This window comes from Streptomyces sp. NWU339 (assembly GCF_003143855.1).
Lineage (GTDB): Bacteria > Actinomycetota > Actinomycetes > Streptomycetales > Streptomycetaceae > Streptomyces.
Window position 1 is genome coordinate 187,011 of the sequence record NZ_QFRK01000002.1, and the last position, 19,617, is coordinate 206,627.

Genomic DNA, 19,617 nt, shown 5'->3' on the forward strand with positions numbered 1-19,617 from the left:
GCCGTCATGCTGCTCGAAGTGCGTGACCTGCACGTGGAGTTCCACACCCGGGACGGTGTCGCGAAGGCCGTCAACGGCGTCGGCTACGGCGTCGACGCGGGGGAGACGCTGGCGGTGCTCGGCGAGTCCGGCTCCGGCAAGTCGGTGACCGCGCAGGCGGTCATGGGCATCCTCGACGTGCCGCCCGGCCGGATCACCGGCGGCGAGGTCGTCTTCCGGGGCCGCGACCTGCTGCAGCTGAAGGAGAACGAGCGCCGCAGGGTCCGGGGCGCCGAGATGGCGATGATCTTCCAGGACGCGCTGTCCTCCCTCAACCCCGTGCTCTCCGTCGGCGACCAGCTCGGCGAGATGTTCGTCGTGCACCGGGGCATGTCGAAGAAGGACGCGCGGGCCAGGGCCGTCGAGTTGATGGACCGGGTGCGCATCCCCGCCGCCCGGGAGCGGGTCGGGCAGTACCCGCACCAGTTCTCCGGCGGCATGCGCCAGCGCATCATGATCGCCATGGCGCTGGCCCTGGAACCGGCCCTGATCATCGCCGACGAGCCCACCACCGCCCTCGACGTCACCGTCCAGGCCCAGGTCATGGAACTCCTCGCGGAACTCCGGCGCGAGTACCGCATGGGGCTCATCCTCATCACCCACGACCTCGGCGTGGTCGCCGACGTCGCCGACCGGATCGCCGTGATGTACGCGGGCCGGATCGTCGAGTCGGCCCCCGTGCACGACATCTACAAGGCCCCCGCCCACCCGTACACCCGGGGCCTGCTGGACTCCATCCCCCGCCTCGACCAGAAGGGCCGGCAGCTCTACGCCATCAAGGGCCTGCCGCCCAACCTCATGAGCATCCCGCCCGGTTGCGCCTTCCACCCCCGCTGCCCCATGGCCCGCGACGTCTGCCGGACCGACGAGCCCCCGCTGTACGAGGTCTCGGAAACGCGGGGGAGCGCCTGCCACTTCTGGCGGGAGTGCCTGAATGGCTGAGCCGATCCTGGAGGTGTCCGGCCTGGTCAAGCACTACCCGCTGACCCGGGGCATCGTGCTCCGCAAGCAGATCGGCGCCGTGAAGGCGGTCGACGGCGTCGACTTCACCCTCGGCCGGGGAGAGACCCTGGGCATCGTGGGCGAGTCCGGCTGCGGCAAGTCCACCGTCGCGAGGATGCTGGTCCACCTGGAGCGGCCGACGGCCGGCGCGATCCGCTACAAGGGCGAGGACATCACCCGGCTGTCCGGGAAGGCCCTCAAAGCCGTCCGCCGGAACATCCAGATGGTGTTCCAGGACCCGTACACCTCCCTGAACCCCCGGATGACGGTGGGCGACATCGTCGGGGAGCCGTACGAGATCCACCCCGAGGTGGCCCCCAAGGGCGACCGGCGCCGACGCGTCCAGGACCTGCTGGACGTGGTCGGCCTCAACCCGGAGTACGTCAACCGCTACCCGCACCAGTTCTCCGGCGGCCAGCGCCAGCGCATCGGCATCGCCCGCGGCCTGGCCCTGAACCCCGAGGTGATCGTCGCCGACGAGCCGGTCTCCGCGCTGGACGTCTCCGTCCAGGCCCAGGTCATCAACCTGATGGACCGGCTCCAAACCGAGTTCGACCTGGCGTTCGTCTTCATCGCGCACGACCTGTCGATCGTCCGGCACATCTCCGACCGGGTCGGTGTGATGTACCTCGGCCGGATCGTCGAGACCGGCACCGACACCCAGATCTACGACCACCCGACCCACCCCTACACCCAGGCCCTGCTCTCGGCCGTCCCGGTCCCCGACCCGGCGGCCCGCGAGCACCGCGAGCGGATCATCCTCACCGGAGACGTCCCGTCCCCCACGAACATCCCCTCCGGCTGCCGCTTCCGCACCCGCTGCTGGAAGGCGCGGGAACGCTGCGCGGTGGAGGTCCCGCTGCTCGCGGTCCCCGAGGCCTTCCGCGAGGCCGGCGGCCCGGCGGCCCACCCCTCGGCCTGCCACTTCGCCGAGGAGAAACAGGTGGTCCCACCGGAGGAGCCCCGCAACGGGCCGGGGTGACGTGGTGCCCCCCGGCCCGTTGACCTGCTGTACTCAGCCCTCGAGCCCCAGCGAGCGTTTGAGGAAGTCCACCTGGAGCAGGAGCAGGTTCTCCGCGACCTGTTCCTGGGGGGTGATGTGGGTGACGCCCGACAGGGGGAGGACCTCGTGGGGGCGGCCGGTGGCGAGGAGGGCGGAGGACAGGCGCAGGGAGTGGGCGACGACCACGTTGTCGTCGGCCAGGCCGTGCACGATCATCAGCGGGCGGTGCTGGTCGGCCGGGGAGGAGAGGCCTTCGGCGGTGACCAGCGAGCTGTTCGTGTACGTCTCCGGGCGTGCGGCCGGGTCGCCCAGGTACCGCTCCGTGTAGTGCGTGTCGTACAGCGTCCAGTCCGTCACCGGGGCGCCCGCGATGCCGGCGTGGAAGACGTCCGGACGGCGGAGCACCGCCAGCGCCGCGAGGTAACCGCCGTAGGACCAGCCGCGGACGGCCACCCGGGAGAGGTCGAGGGGATGGGAGGCGGCGAGGTCCTGGAGCGCCTCGATCTGGTCGTCCAGGGTGAGTGTGAAGTCGTGGTGGACCGCCTTCTCCCAGGCCGGGGAGCGGCCGGGGGTGCCGCGTCCGTCGGCGACGACCACCGCGAAGCCCTGGTCGGCGAACCACTGCGAGGTCAGATGGGGGTTGTGCGCGGCCACCACGCGCTGGCCGTGCGGGCCGCCGTAGGGGTCCATGAGGACGGGGAGCGGAGCGTCACCGGAGTAGTCCCGGGGCATAAGCACGGCGCACGGGATTTGGCGTGCGCCCCCCTGGGTGAGGGTCACCCGCGGGGACATACCGGGGTCTTCTGCGTACGAGGGGACAGTCGCCGTCGGTTTCCCGTCACGCAGGACCACCGCCCGGGAACCTGGCCGATCCGGCGTCGCGGAGACGAGCACGGTGACGCCCCCGGCACGTACGGCGGAGTGCACGCCGGGCTCCTGCGAGACGCGCTCCACGCCGAGCTCGTTCACCCGGTAGACGTGCACCTCGCCGATCTCCGGATCGGCCGCCTCCTCGCCCGCCGACGCCGAGACCAGCACATCGTCGTCGGAGACGTCCAGGACGGACCGGATGTGCAACTGGCCTCCGGTGAGCGGTCGTTCGCCCACGGCGAGTCGTCGTGCACCCCCTTCGTCCGCGATCCGCACCAGCTGCCCGGACGGGCTCCAGCAGGGCACTCCGGGGAAAAGTTCAAGCCAATTTGGATCTTCGTCGGCGTGCACCATCCGGGTCGCCCCGGAATCCGGGTCCACCGCCAGGACCAACTGACTTCGCTGGTCGCGCGCCTGTACGAGCAACAGCGGCGCTCCCGCCGCTGACCAGTGCACATGCGTCAAATACGGATACCGTGCCCGGTCCCACACGACCTCCGAACGCGCCCCGTCCAACCCGATCACGAACAGCCGCACCTCCGCGTTCGCGGTGCCCGCCGCCGGGTACGCCACCCGCTGCGGCTCCCGCTCCGGATGTGCCGGATCGGAGATCCACCACCGCTCCACCGGCGTGTCGTCCGCGCGCGCCACCAGCAGCCGGTCCGACCCGGGCGCCCACCAGAAGCCCCGCAGACGGTGCATCTCCTCGGCCGCGATGAACTCCGCCAGACCGTAGGTGACGTTGTCCGCCTCGGGTGTCGCCAGCGCCCGGTCGTCCTCCCCCTCCGCCCCGACGACCCGCAGCGCACCCTGCGCGACATAGGCGACGTGGCGTCCGTCGGGCGACGGACGGGGGTCGATCACCGGTGTGGGAGTGGGCAGTTCGCGTGCCGTCCCGGCCTGCAGTTCGGCCGTGAAAAGCCGTCCTGACAAGGCGAAAGAGGCCAACTCCACGGCCGCGTCGGTGGCGTAGCCGACGATGCCGGCGCCCCCCTCACGGCTGCGCTCGCGCCGGGCCCGCTCCTCGGCCGACAGGCGCTCCGAGGCGCCGCCCAGGAGAGCCCGCGGGTCGGCCGCCACCCGCTCCCCACCGCCCCCCAGGTCGAGCACCCACAGCGAGTTCGCCCGGTCCGTACCGGAACCCGAGCGCAGGAACACCACCCGGGAACCGTCGGGTGCCACGGTGAACGCACGCGGCGCGCCGAGCGTGAAGCGCTGGGTGCGGGCGTGCCGTCGGGGGAAGGAGTCAGCATCGGTCGTCATGCCATGACCATATTGGCCATGCGCCCCCTTGTGCGGCCGTGCGCCGACCGATGCGCACGTACGGATAGTTATGATCGTTAGCGCATAGTGGGTATGAACCTGCTGGCTGCTGTGTGGATGTCCCTGCCCCCATATCCCTACCCCCCGAGTCCTGGGGTCCTTGGAGGTGAACCGCCGTGGCACTCTCGATTTCGGCGGTGGTGCTGCTGGCGATCATCGTCTTCCTGCTGATCAAGAAGTCGGGCCTCAAGACCGGGCATGCGGTCGTCTGCATGCTCCTCGGCTTCTACATGGCGTCGTCGACGATCGCGCCCACGATCAGTGAGTTGACGACCAACATCGCGGGGATGATCGGCAGCATCAGCTTCTGAGCCGGCCCTCTGACCTCGCCGGCCGGGGGCACGGACCCAAGTCCGCGCCCCCGAAGGGGTATCGGCTCTTGCGGAGCGGTGTGCGCGCGCTCCGTCCCGACGCATGGGCTAGAACTGCGGCATGGAAGAAGTCGTGGTTCTCCTTGTCGCGGCGCTCCTCGGCGTATGGCTGGTGTGGAACCTGTGGAACCTCATCCGTCTCCCGGTCGGTCTGCGGGACGGAGCATGGCATCGCCCGCTGTGGTGGGCACGCCTGTGGTCCGTCTCGCTCTTCGTCGGCTTCGCGGCCTGGCTCCGGGGAGCGCTCAGCGGCGGGCTCGACGTCGGCGAAACATGCGCGTACGCCCATCACCAGACGTACGACGGCGCCTACCGGGCGGCCCACCCCGAGGGGTTCGACGAGCTGTTCCCGCTGAGCAACAAGTGCAACGCGCACTACGACCTGGTCCCGGCCTGGGTGAACCCGACCATCGCGAACTGCGCCGCCTTCGTACTGCTCGCCACCGCCGTACTGCTGTGGTTCGGCATCGCGCGTCCGGCCCGCTTGATCGGAGAGCGCCCGCGGCCCAGGCTTGACCACAGTGTGCCGACTCCGACTCCGGCTCCGCGCATGAGCCACCGGACAGGGCCTAGAGCAGGCTGAGGGCCTGCATCGCCTCGCGTTCGATGCGCGAGAGGTCGTGGAGGACGGAGCCGGCCTGGACGAGGTTCTTCGCGTCGCCGGATTCGCCTGCCGCCTCGACGAGTGCGGCCACCTGCGTCCAGAGGGTGGCGGCCTCGGTGTACAGGGTGTGGCCGGTGTGCAGGTGGCTGCTGTCGATCAGCTGGGCGCACTCGGCGAGGAAGTCCCGGTAGAGATTGCGGAACAGGGCGCCGCCGGTGCCGGCCCTCTCCATGAGGACGGCGGTCCGTGGCAGATCGTCCCGCGGATCGTCGCTGCGCTCCAACCACTTCGGCACTCGCTCGGCGGTCTTCTCGATGCCCCGGTGGCCCAGGTTCGCGATGGGCGGGTTCAGGAAGGCGTCGGCGCAGGTCTTGATCGCGGGGATGATCCGGTCCCGCGGTGACGTCGGGCTGCTGGGCGCCGTGAGGGTGAAGGAGCGGTGCCTGGCGGTCATGGGGCCGCGCGCGGCCCTGGCTCTGGCCAGGCCGGCGAGGCCGGTGGAGACGGCTCCGCCCTGCGTGTCGGTGTCCACCAGGTAGGCGTCCTGTTCGTCGTAGCCGTACATGGCCACGACGTGCCCGCCGAAGTGCACCTTGGTGCTGAAGTAGTCCAGGTGGTAGCTGTCGAGTTGCAGGCCGACCGGCCGACCGGCGTCGAGGGGTGCCGCCACGTTCCGCCATGCCTTGCGCGGAGAGGTGGTCTCCTCGACCAGCAGCTCGAGCCCGAGGGCGGCGGCCAGGTTCCTGGTGAGCTCGAACGGCTTGACCCGGCCCCCCAGGAAGGGAAACCCCATGGCCTTGCTGTCCCAGTAGACGAAGGACAGCCCGGAGCCGAGCCCGAACAGCATGGGCTCGGACAGGTCGATCCCCTCATGCCGCAGCAGCACACCCAGCGCCGTCGTCTCGCAGTGCTGCGTGCCGCGGACCTCGACGCCCTTCACCATGGCCATGCCGCTCATTCTCCTCCCTCACCTGACGACGACGCCGCAGAGGGACGTGCCGGACCACCGGGTCCCAGGCATGCCCCGCCGGACAGGCCCTGAACCGGTTCAGCGCACCAGCAGGTCGATCACGCCCGTCAGGTCCTCCTCGCCGCTTCCCTCGGCCAGGCGGCGGCGCATCAACTCGAAGTAGGGGCTGAGCAGTTCCGGGCTGACACCCTGCTGCTCGGCGGTGCTCAGGAAGGTCGGCGTGCCGGCCACCTGCATGGCGAGGTGGGAGACGACACCCTTGGTGTAGTCGCCGCTGCGCAGCTGGTCGGCGGTCTGGTGAACCGCCGGGGCCATCGCGACGAGCCAGTCGGCGAGCAGCGGGGCGAGCGCCGCGGGGTCGATGTCCTCCTTGCGGATCAGGGCGAAGGCGTGCGCGGCCCCGGCGAACATCCCGTACATGGCACTGAGCAGGGCCACGTCGTACAGGGCCGCGAAGCCCGCGTCCTCGCCGACGTAGGTGGTGCCGGCCGGGACGGCCAGCATCTCCTGGTGCCGCTCGAACAGCTCCCGTGAGCCGCTGTAGAAGACGTAACCGCCGGCTTGCGGGACGCCGATCATGGGAGGGACGGCCATGATCCCGCCGGCCAGGTAGCGGGCCTCGCGCTCGCGGGCCCACTCGGCGCGGGCGCGGGCCTGGGCGGGGGTGCCGGTGGTCAGGTTGACCAGGTCCCGGCCGGCCAGGTCGGTGCCGGCCAGCACCTCGTCGACCGAGGCGTCGTCCAGCAGGCAGACGACGATCAGGGTGTTCGCCGCGACCGCCTCGGCGGCGGTGTCCGCGACCTTCGCCCCCTCGGCGGCGAGTGCCGTGGCGCGGGTCGGGGTGCGGTTCCAGACGGTGAGTGGGTGGCCGGCGGCAAGCCAGGTGCGGGCCAGCGCGGTGCCCATCGCGCCGAGGCCCAGCAGCGTGACGGGAGTCTTCTCAACAGTGTTCTGTGTCATGCCGATTAGGCTGGTCACAGGTCCGGGGATGATCAAGTACGCACTTCGGAGTGGGTGGTTACCCCGGGGTGAGCGAGCACGTCGGAAGGGGTGGGGCATGACGACGTTGAACCGGCCGGGCGGACCAGAAGGACACGTCTGCGGGATCGACACCGCGATGGAGGTGATCGGCGGCAAGTGGAAGGTGCTGATCCTCTGGGCGCTCCACGAGCACCCCTGCCGCCGCTTCGGCGAGCTGCGTCGGCTGCTTCCGGGGGTCACCGAGAAGGTGCTGGCCTCTCACCTGCGTGAGCTGGAAGCGGACGGCGTCGTGCACCGCGTCTCCTACGACGAGGTGCCGCCCCGCGTCGAGTACTCACTGACCGAGGACGGCAAGCGCCTCAACGCCGCACTCCAGCCGCTGGCCGCCTGGGGCCGCGAGCGGCCGGCCACTCGAGGGCCGGAGGAGAAGGCGGGCCAGGGTCTGTTCTGAACGTGTTGGTCGCAGCAACTCGTTGAGGGCCGCGACCAGCACGGTGGCTTCGCAGCGGACGGCGAGTCTGGCGTATCGAGTTCCGGCGATCACATGGATACAGCGCCGATGACCCTACTCCTGCGGTAATCAGCATGATCCGCCGGACAGACCCGACCGTGAGCGGTTGCTCGGTGCCGAGTACCCCGACATCCTCGCCGTCCGCGACTTCCTTGCCGTCGCTCGCCGGCAACTGCCAGGAGATGGCGGAGCCGCCGGTTGAAAAATCACGCCGGGCCGATGTCCTCCCGCGCCTACCGCCTCGGCATGGAGTGCACAGCTCAGCGGGGCTCGGAAAGCAGGGCGTTGAGTTCCGGAAAGGCAATGCCGTCGGTGAGGGAGTTGTAGTCGCCGTTGCCGAAGAGGTCCTGCGCCGCGCGGCGGGCGGCAGCATACGCGGCCTGCGCCACGCCCGAGCCGAGGCTGACGCGGGCTACGCCGAGGGTGCCCAGCTCGGCGACTGTCGGAGCACCGGGGCCGGCCATGACGTTCAGCGGTACGGAGATGGCTCCGGCCAACGCCGCGATGGTGGCGCTGTCGGTGACACCGGGGACGAAGATGCCGTCCGCGCCCGCGTCCACGTACCTGCGTGCCCGGTCGAGGGTTTCCCCGAACCGGGAGCCCGGGTCGCCGAGCCCGAACAAGTAGGTGTCGACGCGGGCGTTGAGGAAGCAGTCCGCGCCCGCCCGGTCAGCGGCCTGCCGGGCGGTGGCCAGCCGCGTCGCGAGCTCTCCCGGGGGGCCGGGTGCCGTCCTCGATGTTGACGCCGACGGCGCCCGCGGAGAGCACCCCGGTGACGGTCTCGGCGACGTCGGCCGCGTCCTGTCCGTACCCGCCCTCGATGTCGGCAGTGACCGGAACCGCGACGGCGGAGGCGATGCGGGAGATCAGCTCCAGTGCCCGTTCGCGGACGAGGGCGTCACCGTCCGGGGAGCCCAGCGACCAGGCGACGCCGGCGCTGGTGGTGGCGATCGCGGGAGCGCCCGCGGCCTCGATGACGCGTGCGCTCGCGACATCCCAGGCGTTGGCGAGTGCGAGGGGTTCAGCGCGGGTGTGCAGGGAGCGGAAGAGGTGAGCCTTGTCCGGCTGCGTGGCGGTCATACGGGCAGTCAAGCATCGCCGGGTGGCTGCACTCCGGCAGGAATCCGACATCGACCTTGGTCCACGCGAGATTCCCTGGCTGTCGAGTGGACGTGCCGTAGGCCGGGAGCAGTCCCGTCAGCCCTCGGCCGCGTACGGCACGAAGTCGGCCCACACGGCGGGGGAGAAGGCCAGCCGGCCGCCGTCCACGTCCTTGGAGTCACGGACGTGGACGGTGCCGGGGCTGGTGGCGATCTCGATGCAGGAGTCTGTCTCCGCCCCGCTGCTGTAACTGCTCTTGAACCACGTCAGGTCGCTGATGTCCCCGGACGAGGTGCTGCGGATCATGTCTCCCCCAGCAGTTGGTCGATGAACACGGCCGACTCGCGTGGTGTGAGGGCCTGCGCCCGGATGATGCCATAACGGAGTTCAAGGATACGGAGTTGCCTCGGGTCGGAAACCGCTCGGCCGTGGGCAACGCCCGGTGAGCGGCCCACCGCCGTTCCATCCTCGAACTTCAGCACTTCGATCGCCCCGTCCACACCGGCGTGCTCCTCGCGGTCCACCGGCATCACCTGGATCTCGACGTTCGGCAACTGCCCGAGCTCAAGCAGGTGTTCGAGCTGCTGGCGTACCACCATTGTCCCCCGAGCCGCCTCCGGAGCGTCCACTCGTCCTGGACAAAGCTGAGTTCGGGTGCCGAGTCGCGCTCGAAGACGGATTTACGGGCCATGCGAGCAGCTACACCTCGTTCGACTTCCTCCTCGGAGTATCGAGGTCGCCGCATCCGGAACAGAGCTTGCGTGTAATCCGGCGTCTGCAAAAGGCCGTGGATGTTCACAGGGTCATACAGCTGGAGCTCAACCGCTCGCGCCTCCATCTGGGCCAAGTCCCGGACCTTCTTCGGATACCGGACCTTCTTCACGTCCTCCTTCATCGCCGCGATGAGGCCACCGGCGTTGAACAGCTCGTCCGCCGTGTCCAGGTACTCGGGCCGGGGGATGCGTTTGCCGCTCTCGATCTTGTAGACGAGGTCGTCACCGTAACCGACCGCCACCGCGAAGTCGCCGACCCGCATGCCCGCCTCCTCCCGGCGGAGCCTCAACTGCCGTCCCACGGTGGCCACTACCGCGAGTGCCCAGTCGTCGTCCGGGTCGACCTCCCACCCCGGCTCGTCCGTCTGGTCCGCCTCGGCCTTGACCCGCACCGCCTCGCCGTTCACCGACATGTCGCGCTCCTCCGTTGTGCCGCGCAGTACCGTACTGCGACGGCTGCGACCGCGGCTTCCGCGTCCCGGTACCGGGCCCCGACCGCTGCCGCGACTGCCGGAACCGAACGCAAGAAAGCCCGCTGACATGAGCGCGCGTCAGGGCATCTCCCCGGCTACCGGGCCATGCGGGATGCCGTTCGGTCGATGGAGGACAGCGGCACCGTCCCGGGCACATTCGAGATCATCAAGACAGCGTCATCGGTGAGAAGACCGTCATCCCCTACGCGGACTCGGCGCGGGCACCTCGCCCGCCGCTGGGAGGTGTCGTCAACGTGTCACGGTCACCTCAGGAGCGGTGCGAGGATGACGGCTCCTGAGCAGAACCGGGCCGTGCCACTCCGGAGCGGCACGGACAGCCGTCCTGCCTGGCGGACCCCCTCCGCCCCGGCCTTCCTCCTGGAGCCCGCTTTGTCTTTACGGACAGGTGCCACTCGGCCGATATCCCTGCTCCTGTCGACCGTGTTCGCGGCCGGAACGCTCACCGGCTGCGCGCTGCAGGAACTCGCCAGGGACTGCGGGGGGACCGATGGCCGGGTGAAGGAGGTGGCCGCGCTCGGCATCCTCGACTCCCGGCCCGCCGAGGCCACTGTCGCCCGGGGCTTCGAGGAGGCCGACTCCGGCTGCTGGGCGGACAGCGGCGATGTCTCGGTGTACGCCCACCGGACCTACGCCTTCTCCGGAACGCAGGCCGAAGTGGCCGCGCACTACCGGACGGCAGCGGTACGGGACGGATGGAATCCGGACCCCGAAGCCTCGTCCGACGGCCTGTGCTTCGTCAAAGAGAAGATGTCCCTGCAGATCGTCTTCCTCACCGCCGAGGGCCTCGCGGAGGACGGACACGGAAGCCGCCCCGACCTCACCACCGGGGCCGGCTACTCGATCAATGTCGACTCGTTCGTGAACAGCGGCGTCGAGGCGGGCTGCTAGAAGTCGCCGACGAAGTGTCGCGCCCACATCAGGAGTGATGTGAGGGCGACGGCTGCTTCGTATGTCCCGATGTCTCTCATTTGAGCGCTTACCTGACACTTGGCCGCCGAGTGCTCACGCTTTTCCACACGACACCCCTCTCCGGCCTCACAGCGTCGGGGCCGTGGAGCCTCTGCACCACCCGGCGGGACGTCATCCCCGTCCCGGGCCCCGACCACTGCCGCGACTGCCGTACTGATGTGAAGACGCCTGAACGATGAGGGGTGACGAGTGCCCGGCGAAGGAGTCGCCCGCCCCTGCCGGTGTGCGGCGGGGCGGGCGCGGGGCGTACGTGAGCGAAGCCTCCCGGCCGCAGGCCGTCAACGGGCCCGGCCTGCCGCTACGGGGTCGGGCCGGGGATGCGCAGGTTGCTCTTTCCGTTGACGGTGGGGTCCTTCGTGTTCTGGAGGGCGTCGAGAATGGCCAGGCCCTGGCTCACCAGGCCCGCGGCCATCTGATTGACGCCCTCGGTGCCGTTGAGGACGGTGAGGTGGGCGCCCGACATGCCGCGGGCGGCCGCGTCGGCGAGGGCCGGCAGGTTCTCCACCACACGGTTGGCGGCGATCAGTTCCTGGTTTCCGTCGCGCAGCGAGAGGGCGCGGGCGGTGTTCGCGTCGGCCTGGGCCTGCGCGAGTGTCCGCTCGGCGTAGGCGTTGCCGTCCGCCTCGAACTTGGCCTTGTCCCGGGCGGCTTCGGCCAGGGTGCGCTGCCGGTACGCCTCGGCGTCCGCCGGGCGCCTGACCTCTCCTTCGAGGCGCTGGGCCGCCAGTTCGGCCCGGCGCTTGGCGAGCGCGGTCTGTTCCTCGATGACCTCGTGGGACGCCGTGGCCTCGGCGAGCGGGCCGGCCTGGGCGGCCCGGGCCTTGGACTGCTCGGTCTCGGCGAGGAACCCGGCCCGCTTGATCGCGGTGTCCCGCTCGTACTCCGCCTTGAGGGCGGCCGCCTGCTGTTCGCGTTCGCTCGCCTCCTGGTCGGCCTTGGCCTGGGCGATCCGCGCCTGGCTGGCGACCGCGGCGGCGTGCGGGGCGGCGAGGTTGTTGATGTAGCCGGTGGCGTCCTCGATCTCCTGGATCTGGAGCGCGTCGACGACGATGCCGAGTTTCTCCATCTCGCTGTGACTGCCCGCCATCACTTCCTGGGCGACCCGGTCGCGTTCCCGGATGATCTGCTCGACGGTCAGTCCGCCGACGATGGACCTGAGGTGTCCGGCGAAGATCCGGCCGACGAGCTCCTCCATCTGTTCCTGTTCGGAGAGGAAGCGGCGGGCCGCGTTGGCGATCGAGACCGCGTCGTCGCCGACCTTGAACACGCAGACCGCGCGCACGTGCAGCTGGATGCCCTGCTGGGTGACGCAGTCCTCCGCGATCTCCGCTTCCCGCAGCGCCAGGGACAGCATGCGGGCCTTCTGCTTCACCGGCAGGACGAAACTGCCGTGACCTGTGACGATACGGAACTGCGTCTCCTGCGCCTGTCGTTTCGTGCCGGATATGAGCATGGCCTCATTGGGCGCGGGGACCTGCCAGAACAGCATGGGAGAACTCCCGTCGAGCAGCGGGACGCAACATGTTTTTCAAGACCTTCGCAAGGTCGTCCAGAACTCTTCAGGCCGGCAGCGGTTCGACGATCACCGAACGTGCCGAGAGGGAGTCGACGACCACGACCCGTGCGTTTCTCGCGAGGGGGGTGTTGGTACGCGACCACGCCGCGTAGGTCTCCGAGCCCCCGCGCACAGACACCAGGACCTCGCCCGGTCCGTCCGGAGGAATCCCCACGGTGATCCTTCCGATCGCTCCGACCGGACTCCGGGAGGACTCGTCAGCGCTGGGCACGGGCCCTCTCGCCGGGCATACGCCTCATGATCACAGGCGATCACCTCCGGCCCTCTCCTCGATCGGGAGCGGCCACGGCACTCGAGCCGACGGCGACGATTCTCCCGATGTCTTCACGGTACTCCCGCCCGGCAGGGGGCGGGTCGTGGTGGGTGTTCGGTGAGGGAGGAGCGGGACATGGAGGGGTGGGACGGCGTCGTGCCCGCGGGGCGGCCGGGCGACTCGTAGGCTGGGCCCATGACGGAACTGCCCTCTCGGCGGATGATGCTCGTGCATGCCCATCCGGACGACGAGTCGATCAACAACGGCGCCACCATGGCCCGGTACGCCGCCGAGGGCGTGCACGTGACGCTGGTCACCTGCACGCTCGGTGAACGTGGCGAGGTCATTCCGCCCGAGCTGGCCCACCTGAGCGGTGCCGCCCTCGGGCAGCACCGGATGGGTGAGCTGGCCGAGGCGATGCGCGCGCTCGGTGTCGACGACTTCCGGCTGCTCGGCGGCGCCGGGCGCTACAGCGACTCCGGGATGATGGGCCTGCCCGACAACGGCGACCCCGGATGCTTCTGGCAGGCCGACGTCGACCAGGCCGCCGGTCTGCTCGCCGAGGTGATCCGCGAGGTCCGGCCCCAGGTGCTCGTCACGTACGACGAGCGCGGCGGCTACGGGCACCCCGACCACATCCAGGCGCACCGCGTCGCCATGCGTGCCGTCGAGCTGGCCACGGGGGCCGCGGAGGACGGACGGGACGGGTGGGACGTCCCCAAGGTGTACTGGAACAGGGTGCCCCGCTCCGTCGCCGAGGCGGCCTTCGCGCGTCTGGACGACGAACTGCCCGGGCTGCCGTTCGACAAGGCGGGCAGCATCGGTGACGTACCCGGTGTCGTCTCCGACGTGCACGTCACCGCCGAGGTCGACGGCACGACGTACGCTGCCGCCAAGGCCGCCGCGATGCGTGCGCACGCCACCCAGATCACGGTGGCCGAGCCGTACTTCATGCTCTCCAACGAACTCGCGCAGCCGCTGTTCACCACCGAGTACTACGAGTTGGTGCGCGGAGAACGCTCCGTCGGCCGGGAGAACGACCTGTTCGCGGGAGTGGACATCGGAGTCGGTGCGGGGGAGGCGTCGTGAGCGACCGGAGCGACCGGAGCGACCGGAGCGACCAGGGCCGGCCCACCTCGGTGCTGGCCCAGCCGCTGCGACCGCCCTCCGCCGGGCGGCTCGCCGCCTGCCTGGGGCTGTTCGTCCTCGGTGCCGTGGTCGGTGTGGCCGGGGCGCTGGTGCAGCCCGCCTGGTTCCCGGGCGGGCTGCTGCTCGCCCTCGCGGGCGAAGCCGGGCTCTGTCTCGGCGCGGGCCTCGCCCTCCGCAGCCGGGCCGGGGCCGCGTCGGCCGCCGGCGGCTGGGTGATCGTCGTCCTCCTGCTCACCGCCAGCCGCCCGGAAGGCGACTTCCTGTTCGCCGCGGGAGCCGGCTCCTACCTCTTCCTGCTCGGCGGCATCGCCGTCGCTGTGATCTGCGCCACCCTCGCGCCGGTACGGCAACCGAACGCCCGCGCCGTCCGACTTGGGAAGTGACGTACCACTTCGCCGCGGTACGCGCGTGCGGGTCCCGTGCGGGTTTCCCCGGCGGTCCTGAGAAACGGGCCGGACGTGGCCAGTATGGTGGTGCGCGCGCCGCTGAGCCTCCCCGCACCCTCGGCTCCGGTCGAGTAGGGGGAGACCCCACCGTGAGGTCGTGACGGGCGGCGGAGCCAACCGGGAGAACCTGCCTTGAGTCGTGAAACTGACACTCCGTCCACCGGGCCCGACGGGCGCGGCGGAGCCGCGTACCCGTCGGGCACTCCGCCCTACGGGATTCCGGCGGTTCCGGACGAGGCGACGGCCGCGGGCCGTCCGGCCGCGCGGTCGGGCGAACGGCGTCCGGACGAACGCAAGACCGAGACCACCCTGACGACCAGAATCCGGATCAACATCCCCGGATCGAGGCCCATTCCGCCGGTCGTCGTGCGCAAGCCCGTCACGGACGGCGAGGGCACGGACGACGGCGGCACCCAGTCCGACACCCGTGCCGAGGGGCAGGCGTCGGCGCCTGGTTCGCCCAGGCCCGCGGGCACCGGCCCCGGTTCCGGCGAGCCGCCCGCCGTGGCGGCTCCGGGCGCGCAGTCCGGCGGCTCCGGGCAGTTGGTCCCGCGGCAGGCGGCCCCGCAGCAGTCGGCCCCGGCGGAGAAGCCGACCAGTGACTGGTTCGCGCCCCGCAAGTCCGGTGCGGGCAAGGGCGGTACGGGCGGCGGCTCCGGCAACGGGGCGGGTGCGCCGAGCAGTTCGGGTTCCGCGGCGCCCGGGGGCGGCCCCTCCGGTGCCTCCGGCGCCGGCGCGCCCGGTGGTGCGCGGCCGGGTGGACGTCCGGCCGGCGTGGTCGGCGGCATGAGCGTGACGAGCGGCGGCGCCCGGCCCGGCGGCCTCGCCGGCACGAACGGTTCCGCACCCGGCGCCGGGACCGGCGGGTTCTCCGGCGCGACCGGCGGCCCGGTGGCCCCCGGGCACGGCGGCGGCACCGGTTCCTTCGACGTGACCGAGGCGCTGGCCGGCGGCGGCCAGGCCGGGCACTCCGGACCTCCCGAGCAGCCCGGTGCGTCAAGCCCCTCCAGCCCGTCCGGTCCGTTCGGGCCGCCCGGCCAGTCCAGGTCGGCGCTGTACCAGGGCGGGCCCGAGGGGCCCACGACCGGTCCGGTCACCGGCCAGGGGCCGATGGTCCCGCCGCGCGGCAGCGGCCCCCACGGCGCGGGCGGTGCAGGCGGCGGGCTGAGTGACGACACCGCGAGCCTCACCCCGCAGATCCACGCCCCCGACCAGGAGGCCCCGGGCTACGGCGCCCCTCACGACAACGTCTCCGGGTACACCGGCACCAGGAACGCCCCGGTCGTCCCGGCGAGCGCGGCCTTCGACGCGGACACCCCCGCCGGTGGCCGCGGCCCGCTCACGCCCTCCAGGTTCCCCGAACCGGTCACCCCGGCCCCGCCCCCGGCGACGTCCTCGAAGCAGCCGAAGAAGAAGGGGCGCAACAAGCTCGCCCTGATCGGCGGCGGCGTGGTCCTCCTCATCGGGGTCGCCTATGGCGCCGGCCTGCTGATGAACCACTCCGACGTGCCCAAGGGCACCACCGTGCTCGGCGTCGACATCGGCGGCGGCACCCGCGACGAGGCCGTGAAGACGCTCGACAAGGCCCTCGCCGAGCGGTTGAACAAGCCGCTCCAGCTGACCGTCGGCGACAAGACCGTCGAACTGCAGCCGGACAACGCCGGACTGCAGCTCGACACCGACGCCACCGTCGGCGCCGCGGCGAAGAGCGACTACAACCCGGTCTCCGTGATCGGCTCGCTCTTCGGCAACAGCCGCGTCGTCGACCCCGTCATCCCCGTCGACGAGGAGAAGCTGCACGCCGCCCTGGAGGCCGCGGGCGGCGGCTCCGGCAACGACGGCACGATCACGTTCGAGTCCGGCAAGGCCGTCGCCGTCTACGGCAAGCCCGGCGCGGGCATCGACGTCGACAAGTCGACCGACGCGGTCGAGCAGGCGTACCGGACCCAGGTGGAGACCGGTTCCTCGTCCCCGGTGAAGGTCCCGACCACCACCCAGGAACCCGCGGTCTCCAAGGCCGAGGTCGACCGGATGATGAAGGAGTTCGCCCAGCCGGCGATGTCCGACCTGGTCACGGTCCAGACCGACGCCGCGCACACCATTGCCTTCAGTCCGGAGAACTCGCTCTGGAAGTTCCTCGGCGTCAAGGCGCAGGACGGCAAGCTGGTCGAGTACTACGACCGGAAGGCGCTCGAGGAGCTCTACGGCGACACTTTCGACGGCGTGCTGATCACCCGCGGCAACGGGGAGAAGACCCCGGTCACCGTCGAGGACGTGATCGGTGCCCTGCGCCCCGCGCTGCTGAGCACCAGCGACCGCGTCGCCGTCATCGAGACCGACCCCAGCTGACCCGGACCGGCCCCGGCCGCCGCGCGTTGTCCGTCGCGCGGCGGCCGGGGCCGAGTGCTGACCGGCACGCTCCGGGCGGGCGGCTGCCTCAGACGTCCCCGGGACGTACCAGGCACAGGGCCCAGATCATGAAGCCGGAGAGGGCGATCATCACGACCGACCAGAGCGGGTAGTACGGCAGCGACATGAAGTTGGCGATCATGATGAGCCCGCCGATCGCCACACCGGCCACCCGCGCCCAGGTCCTGGCCCGGAAGAGTCCCATGCTGATGAGTACGGCGACCGCACCCAGGATCAGATGGATCCAGCCCCAGGACGTGAGATCGAACTTGAAGACGTAGTTCTGCGTGGTGACGAAGATGTCGTCCTGGGCGATCCCGGAGATTCCCCGGACGATGCCGAGGATCCCCGTGAGCAGCAGCATGATGCCGCCGAGGATGGTCACTCCGCCTGCCACCTGGTGTTTCGCGGACGGTGCGTGTGCGTGTGCGTGCGGGGCGTGTGCGGTCATGTCGCCACCTCATTCCGTCGTGTGCGGTCGGGGTCCGGGGCGTAGGGGCGGGTCCGGTGCGGGTCAGCGGGCGTGCCCGGAGCCGTGGCCGCTCAGCACCAGCTCCTTGGCCCGGTCGAACTCCTCGTCGGTGAGGTCGCCGCGCGAGCGGATCTCGGACAGGCGGTGCAGTTCGTCGGCGGTGCCGGTCTGCGTGCCGTGGCCCGCCGCGGTCTCCCGGATGTAGCTGTCGAACGCCTCCTGCTGCGCGCGGGCCTGCGCGATCTCCCGGCGGCCCATGTTCTTGCCGCGGGCGATGACGTAGACGAACACGCCGACGAAGGGCAGCACGATGACGAAGATCATCCAGCCGGTCTTGGCCCAGCCGTTCAGCGAGTCGTCCCGGAAGATGTCGACGACCACCCGGAACAGCAGCACGAACCACATGACCCACAGGAACAGCAGCAGCATGGTCCAGAAGGCTCCGAGCAGGGGGTAGTCGTACGCGAGGTACGTCGCGGGGCTCATGGCTCTCCTCCGTCCGGCGCGGGGATGCGCGCCGGTTCCAGGCTGCCGACGACGCGACCGTTCCGCCTCACCCCCGACGGGTGATCCCGGCCGGGTCCGGAGTGCGGTGCGCTGGAGAACGGATGTACGCCGAAGCCAGCCAAAGCCAGGAGGCCGGACCATGACCGCACCGAGCGCCGTCGCCGCGGCCCTCTCACCGGCCGAACGGGCCGAGCGGGGCCGGACGGCCCGCAAACGCGTCCCCCGCTCGGCGCACGTCCTGTTCGCCCCCGGCCCCGACCGCTTCGACCCGGTCGACGTGCTCGCGCGCCAGTCGGCCACGCGGGTGCCCGAACTGGTCCCGATCCGGTACGGGCGCATGCTGGAGTCGCCGTTCCGCTTCTACCGGGGCGCCGCCGCGATCATGGCCGCCGACCTCGCCACGCTGCCGCACAGCGGGCTGGAGGTGCAGCTGTGCGGCGACGCGCACCTGCTGAACTTCCGGTTGCTGGCCTCGCCGGAACGGCATCTGGTCTTCGACATCAACGACTTCGACGAGACCTTCCCTGGCCCCTTCGAATGGGACGTCAAACGGCTCGCCGCCAGCCTCGTCATCGCGGGCCGCGCCAACGGCTTCTCCGAGCGGGAGCAGAACAAGGCGGTCATCGCCTGCGTGCGGGCGTACCGCGAACGGATGCGGAGCTTCGCCGGCATGCGCACCCTGGACATCTGGTACGCCCAGGACGACGTCGACCGGATGCGGGAACTCCTCGCCTCCTCCCTCGACCGGTCCGTCCGGCGCCGTACCGAACGGGCCGCCGAGCGGGCCCGCGCCCACACCTACGTCCAGGCCGTCGACCGGCTCACCCGGCTCACCCCCGAGGGCCGGCGGATCACCCCGGACCCGCCCCTGATCACCCCGCTGCGCGACCTGCTGGCCGACACGCCCGGACGCGACGAGGAGAGCGAACTGCGCTCCGTCTTCGAGGGATACGCGGACACCCTGTCCTCCGAGCGCCGGCATCTGCTCCGCCGGTACCGGATCGTGGACACGGCCCGCAAGGTGGTCGGCGTCGGCAGCGTCGGCACCCGCTGCTGGATCCTGCTCCTGCTCGGCCGGGACGACGACGATCCGCTGCTGCTCCAGGCCAAGGAGGCGCAGGAGTCGGTGCTCGCGCCGTACACGGACGGCGAACACTTCGACAACCAGGGCCGCCGCGTGGTGACCGGGCAGCGCCTGATCCAGACGACCAGTGACATCTTCCTGGGCTGGGCCCACGTACGGGGCCTGGACGACAGGGAACGGGACTTCTACGTGCGCCAGCTGCGGGACTGGAAGGGCATCGCGCGTCCGGAGACCATGGACGCCGGGACGCTCGCCCTCTTCGGGGGCTGGTGCGGAGGCAGTCTGGCCCGCGCCCACGCCCGCTCCGGCGACCCCCTCGCGATCGCCGCCTACCTGGGCACAAGCGACCGTTTCGACCGGGCTCTCCCCGACTTCGCCCAGGCCTACGCCGACCGCAACGAGCGGGACTTCGAGCAGCTCGCGACCGCCGTACGCTCCGGCCGCCTCCCCGCCGAGAGCCTCTGACGCGCGTGCGTCAGCGGGGGGTCGGGCGCATCTCGACCACGCGGAGGCCCAGGGAGCGCAGGCGGGCCAGGAGCCCGTACAGGTGTGCTTCGTCGACGACCTGGCCGAACAGCACGGTCTGGCCCCGCATCACGACGTGGTCCAGCTCGGGGAAGGTCTCGGTCAGCGTGTCCGACATGTGTCCGTCGACGCGGATCTCGTACTGCATGCGCCCCTCCTCCCACGGCTCGGGAGCGGCGGCAGAG

General features: G+C 70.9%; 19 protein-coding genes and 2 pseudogenes. 10 read left to right on the forward strand and 11 right to left on the reverse strand.

Annotation, left to right across the window (positions count from 1 at the left end):
- Positions 1-6 precede the first annotated feature (6 nt).
- Together DIZ27_RS03830 and DIZ27_RS03835 are read left to right on the forward strand one after the other, a co-directional pair.
- A complete protein-coding gene (locus DIZ27_RS03830; RefSeq protein WP_109376836.1) occupies positions 7-981 on the forward strand; it encodes an ABC transporter ATP-binding protein in 975 nt (324 codons plus the stop codon).
- Positions 974-2,023, forward strand: coding sequence for an ABC transporter ATP-binding protein (locus DIZ27_RS03835; protein WP_109376837.1), 1,050 nt, complete (start codon positions 974-976; stop codon positions 2,021-2,023). The genes DIZ27_RS03830 and DIZ27_RS03835 overlap by 8 nt, the downstream gene beginning before the upstream one ends.
- A gap of 33 nt (positions 2,024-2,056) precedes the next feature.
- Here the strand turns inward: DIZ27_RS03835 and DIZ27_RS03840 are convergent, their stop codons facing one another.
- Positions 2,057-4,177 carry a S9 family peptidase gene (locus tag DIZ27_RS03840; RefSeq protein ID WP_109376838.1) on the reverse strand — a complete coding sequence of 707 codons (2,121 nt, stop codon included), beginning with the start codon at positions 4,175-4,177 and terminating at the stop codon, positions 2,057-2,059.
- 176 nt (positions 4,178-4,353) lie between these two features.
- Between DIZ27_RS03840 and DIZ27_RS03845 the strand changes: the two genes are divergently transcribed.
- Positions 4,354-4,548 carry a hypothetical protein gene (locus tag DIZ27_RS03845; RefSeq protein ID WP_109376839.1) on the forward strand — a complete coding sequence of 65 codons (195 nt, stop codon included), beginning with the start codon at positions 4,354-4,356 and terminating at the stop codon, positions 4,546-4,548.
- Positions 4,549-4,669: 121 nt separating this feature from the next.
- A complete protein-coding gene (locus DIZ27_RS03850) occupies positions 4,670-5,191 on the forward strand; it encodes a hypothetical protein (RefSeq protein WP_146228901.1) in 522 nt (173 codons plus the stop codon).
- Here the strand turns inward: DIZ27_RS03850 and DIZ27_RS03855 are convergent.
- Positions 5,178-6,161 (reverse strand): BtrH N-terminal domain-containing protein, encoded by a 984-nt coding sequence (locus DIZ27_RS03855; RefSeq protein WP_109376841.1) that lies wholly within the window; start codon positions 6,159-6,161, stop codon positions 5,178-5,180. The two genes, DIZ27_RS03850 and DIZ27_RS03855, sit on opposite strands and share 14 nt — an antisense overlap.
- A gap of 99 nt (positions 6,162-6,260) precedes the next feature.
- On the reverse strand, positions 6,261-7,142 hold the full coding sequence (locus DIZ27_RS03860; RefSeq protein WP_109376842.1) for an NAD(P)-dependent oxidoreductase: 882 nt from the start codon (positions 7,140-7,142) through the stop codon (positions 6,261-6,263).
- Positions 7,143-7,239: 97 nt separating this feature from the next.
- Between DIZ27_RS03860 and DIZ27_RS03865 the strand changes: the two genes are divergently transcribed.
- Positions 7,240-7,614, forward strand: coding sequence for a helix-turn-helix domain-containing protein (locus tag DIZ27_RS03865; protein WP_109376843.1), 375 nt, complete (start codon positions 7,240-7,242; stop codon positions 7,612-7,614).
- Between the two features lie 320 nt (positions 7,615-7,934).
- Here the strand turns inward: DIZ27_RS03865 and DIZ27_RS03870 are convergent.
- The 3 genes and pseudogenes from DIZ27_RS03870 to DIZ27_RS03880 form a co-directional block, all read right to left on the reverse strand.
- Positions 7,935-8,754, reverse strand: a pseudogene (locus tag DIZ27_RS03870) (isocitrate lyase/phosphoenolpyruvate mutase family protein).
- A gap of 117 nt (positions 8,755-8,871) precedes the next feature.
- Positions 8,872-9,081 carry a DUF397 domain-containing protein gene (locus DIZ27_RS03875; RefSeq protein WP_109376844.1) on the reverse strand — a complete coding sequence of 70 codons (210 nt, stop codon included), beginning with the start codon at positions 9,079-9,081 and terminating at the stop codon, positions 8,872-8,874.
- Positions 9,078-9,961: pseudogene (locus tag DIZ27_RS03880) on the reverse strand (helix-turn-helix domain-containing protein). The gene DIZ27_RS03875 and the pseudogene DIZ27_RS03880 overlap by 4 nt, the downstream one beginning before the upstream one ends.
- A 501-nt stretch (positions 9,962-10,462) precedes the next feature.
- Between DIZ27_RS03880 and DIZ27_RS03885 the strand changes: the two are divergent.
- Positions 10,463-10,930 carry a hypothetical protein gene (locus DIZ27_RS03885; protein ID WP_258308221.1) on the forward strand — a complete coding sequence of 156 codons (468 nt, stop codon included), beginning with the start codon at positions 10,463-10,465 and terminating at the stop codon, positions 10,928-10,930.
- Between the two features lie 379 nt (positions 10,931-11,309).
- On the opposite strand, the gene DIZ27_RS03890 is transcribed toward DIZ27_RS03885, so the two are convergent.
- Entirely contained in the window at positions 11,310-12,500 is a 1,191-nt protein-coding gene (locus DIZ27_RS03890) for a flotillin family protein (protein ID WP_109376845.1), read from the reverse strand.
- A gap of 70 nt (positions 12,501-12,570) precedes the next feature.
- Positions 12,571-12,741: a hypothetical protein gene (locus DIZ27_RS03895; protein WP_219933583.1), complete on the reverse strand. Its 171-nt coding sequence runs from the start codon at positions 12,739-12,741 to the stop codon at positions 12,571-12,573.
- 294 nt (positions 12,742-13,035) lie between these two features.
- Between DIZ27_RS03895 and mshB the strand changes: the two genes are divergently transcribed.
- The 3 genes from mshB (at position 13,036) to DIZ27_RS03910 (ending at position 16,784) form a co-directional block, all read left to right on the forward strand.
- Positions 13,036-13,929, forward strand: a complete 894-nt coding sequence (gene mshB, locus DIZ27_RS03900; protein ID WP_109376847.1) for an N-acetyl-1-D-myo-inositol-2-amino-2-deoxy-alpha-D-glucopyranoside deacetylase — start codon at positions 13,036-13,038, stop codon at positions 13,927-13,929.
- Positions 13,926-14,372 carry a DUF6113 family protein gene (locus tag DIZ27_RS03905; protein WP_109376848.1) on the forward strand — a complete coding sequence of 149 codons (447 nt, stop codon included), beginning with the start codon at positions 13,926-13,928 and terminating at the stop codon, positions 14,370-14,372. Before mshB ends, DIZ27_RS03905 begins: the two co-directional genes overlap by 4 nt.
- Positions 14,373-14,567: 195 nt before the next feature.
- Positions 14,568-16,784 (forward strand): hypothetical protein, encoded by a 2,217-nt coding sequence (locus DIZ27_RS03910; protein ID WP_109376849.1) that lies wholly within the window; start codon positions 14,568-14,570, stop codon positions 16,782-16,784.
- Positions 16,785-16,872: 88 nt separating this feature from the next.
- Here the strand turns inward: DIZ27_RS03910 and DIZ27_RS03915 are convergent, their stop codons facing one another.
- Both DIZ27_RS03915 and DIZ27_RS03920 read right to left on the reverse strand, forming a co-directional pair.
- Entirely contained in the window at positions 16,873-17,295 is a 423-nt protein-coding gene (locus DIZ27_RS03915) for a hypothetical protein (protein ID WP_109376850.1), read from the reverse strand.
- A 63-nt stretch (positions 17,296-17,358) separates the two neighbouring features.
- Positions 17,359-17,802: an SHOCT domain-containing protein gene (locus DIZ27_RS03920; protein WP_109376851.1), complete on the reverse strand. Its 444-nt coding sequence runs from the start codon at positions 17,800-17,802 to the stop codon at positions 17,359-17,361.
- Positions 17,803-17,962: 160 nt separating this feature from the next.
- On the opposite strand from DIZ27_RS03920, the gene DIZ27_RS03925 reads away from it, so the two are divergent.
- Positions 17,963-19,372, forward strand: coding sequence for a DUF2252 domain-containing protein (locus DIZ27_RS03925; RefSeq protein ID WP_109376852.1), 1,410 nt, complete (start codon positions 17,963-17,965; stop codon positions 19,370-19,372).
- 10 nt (positions 19,373-19,382) lie between these two features.
- Here DIZ27_RS03925 and DIZ27_RS03930 read toward each other — a convergent pair whose 3' ends face one another.
- Positions 19,383-19,580: a hypothetical protein gene (locus tag DIZ27_RS03930; RefSeq protein ID WP_109376853.1), complete on the reverse strand. Its 198-nt coding sequence runs from the start codon at positions 19,578-19,580 to the stop codon at positions 19,383-19,385.
- Positions 19,581-19,617: the final 37 nt, after the last annotated feature.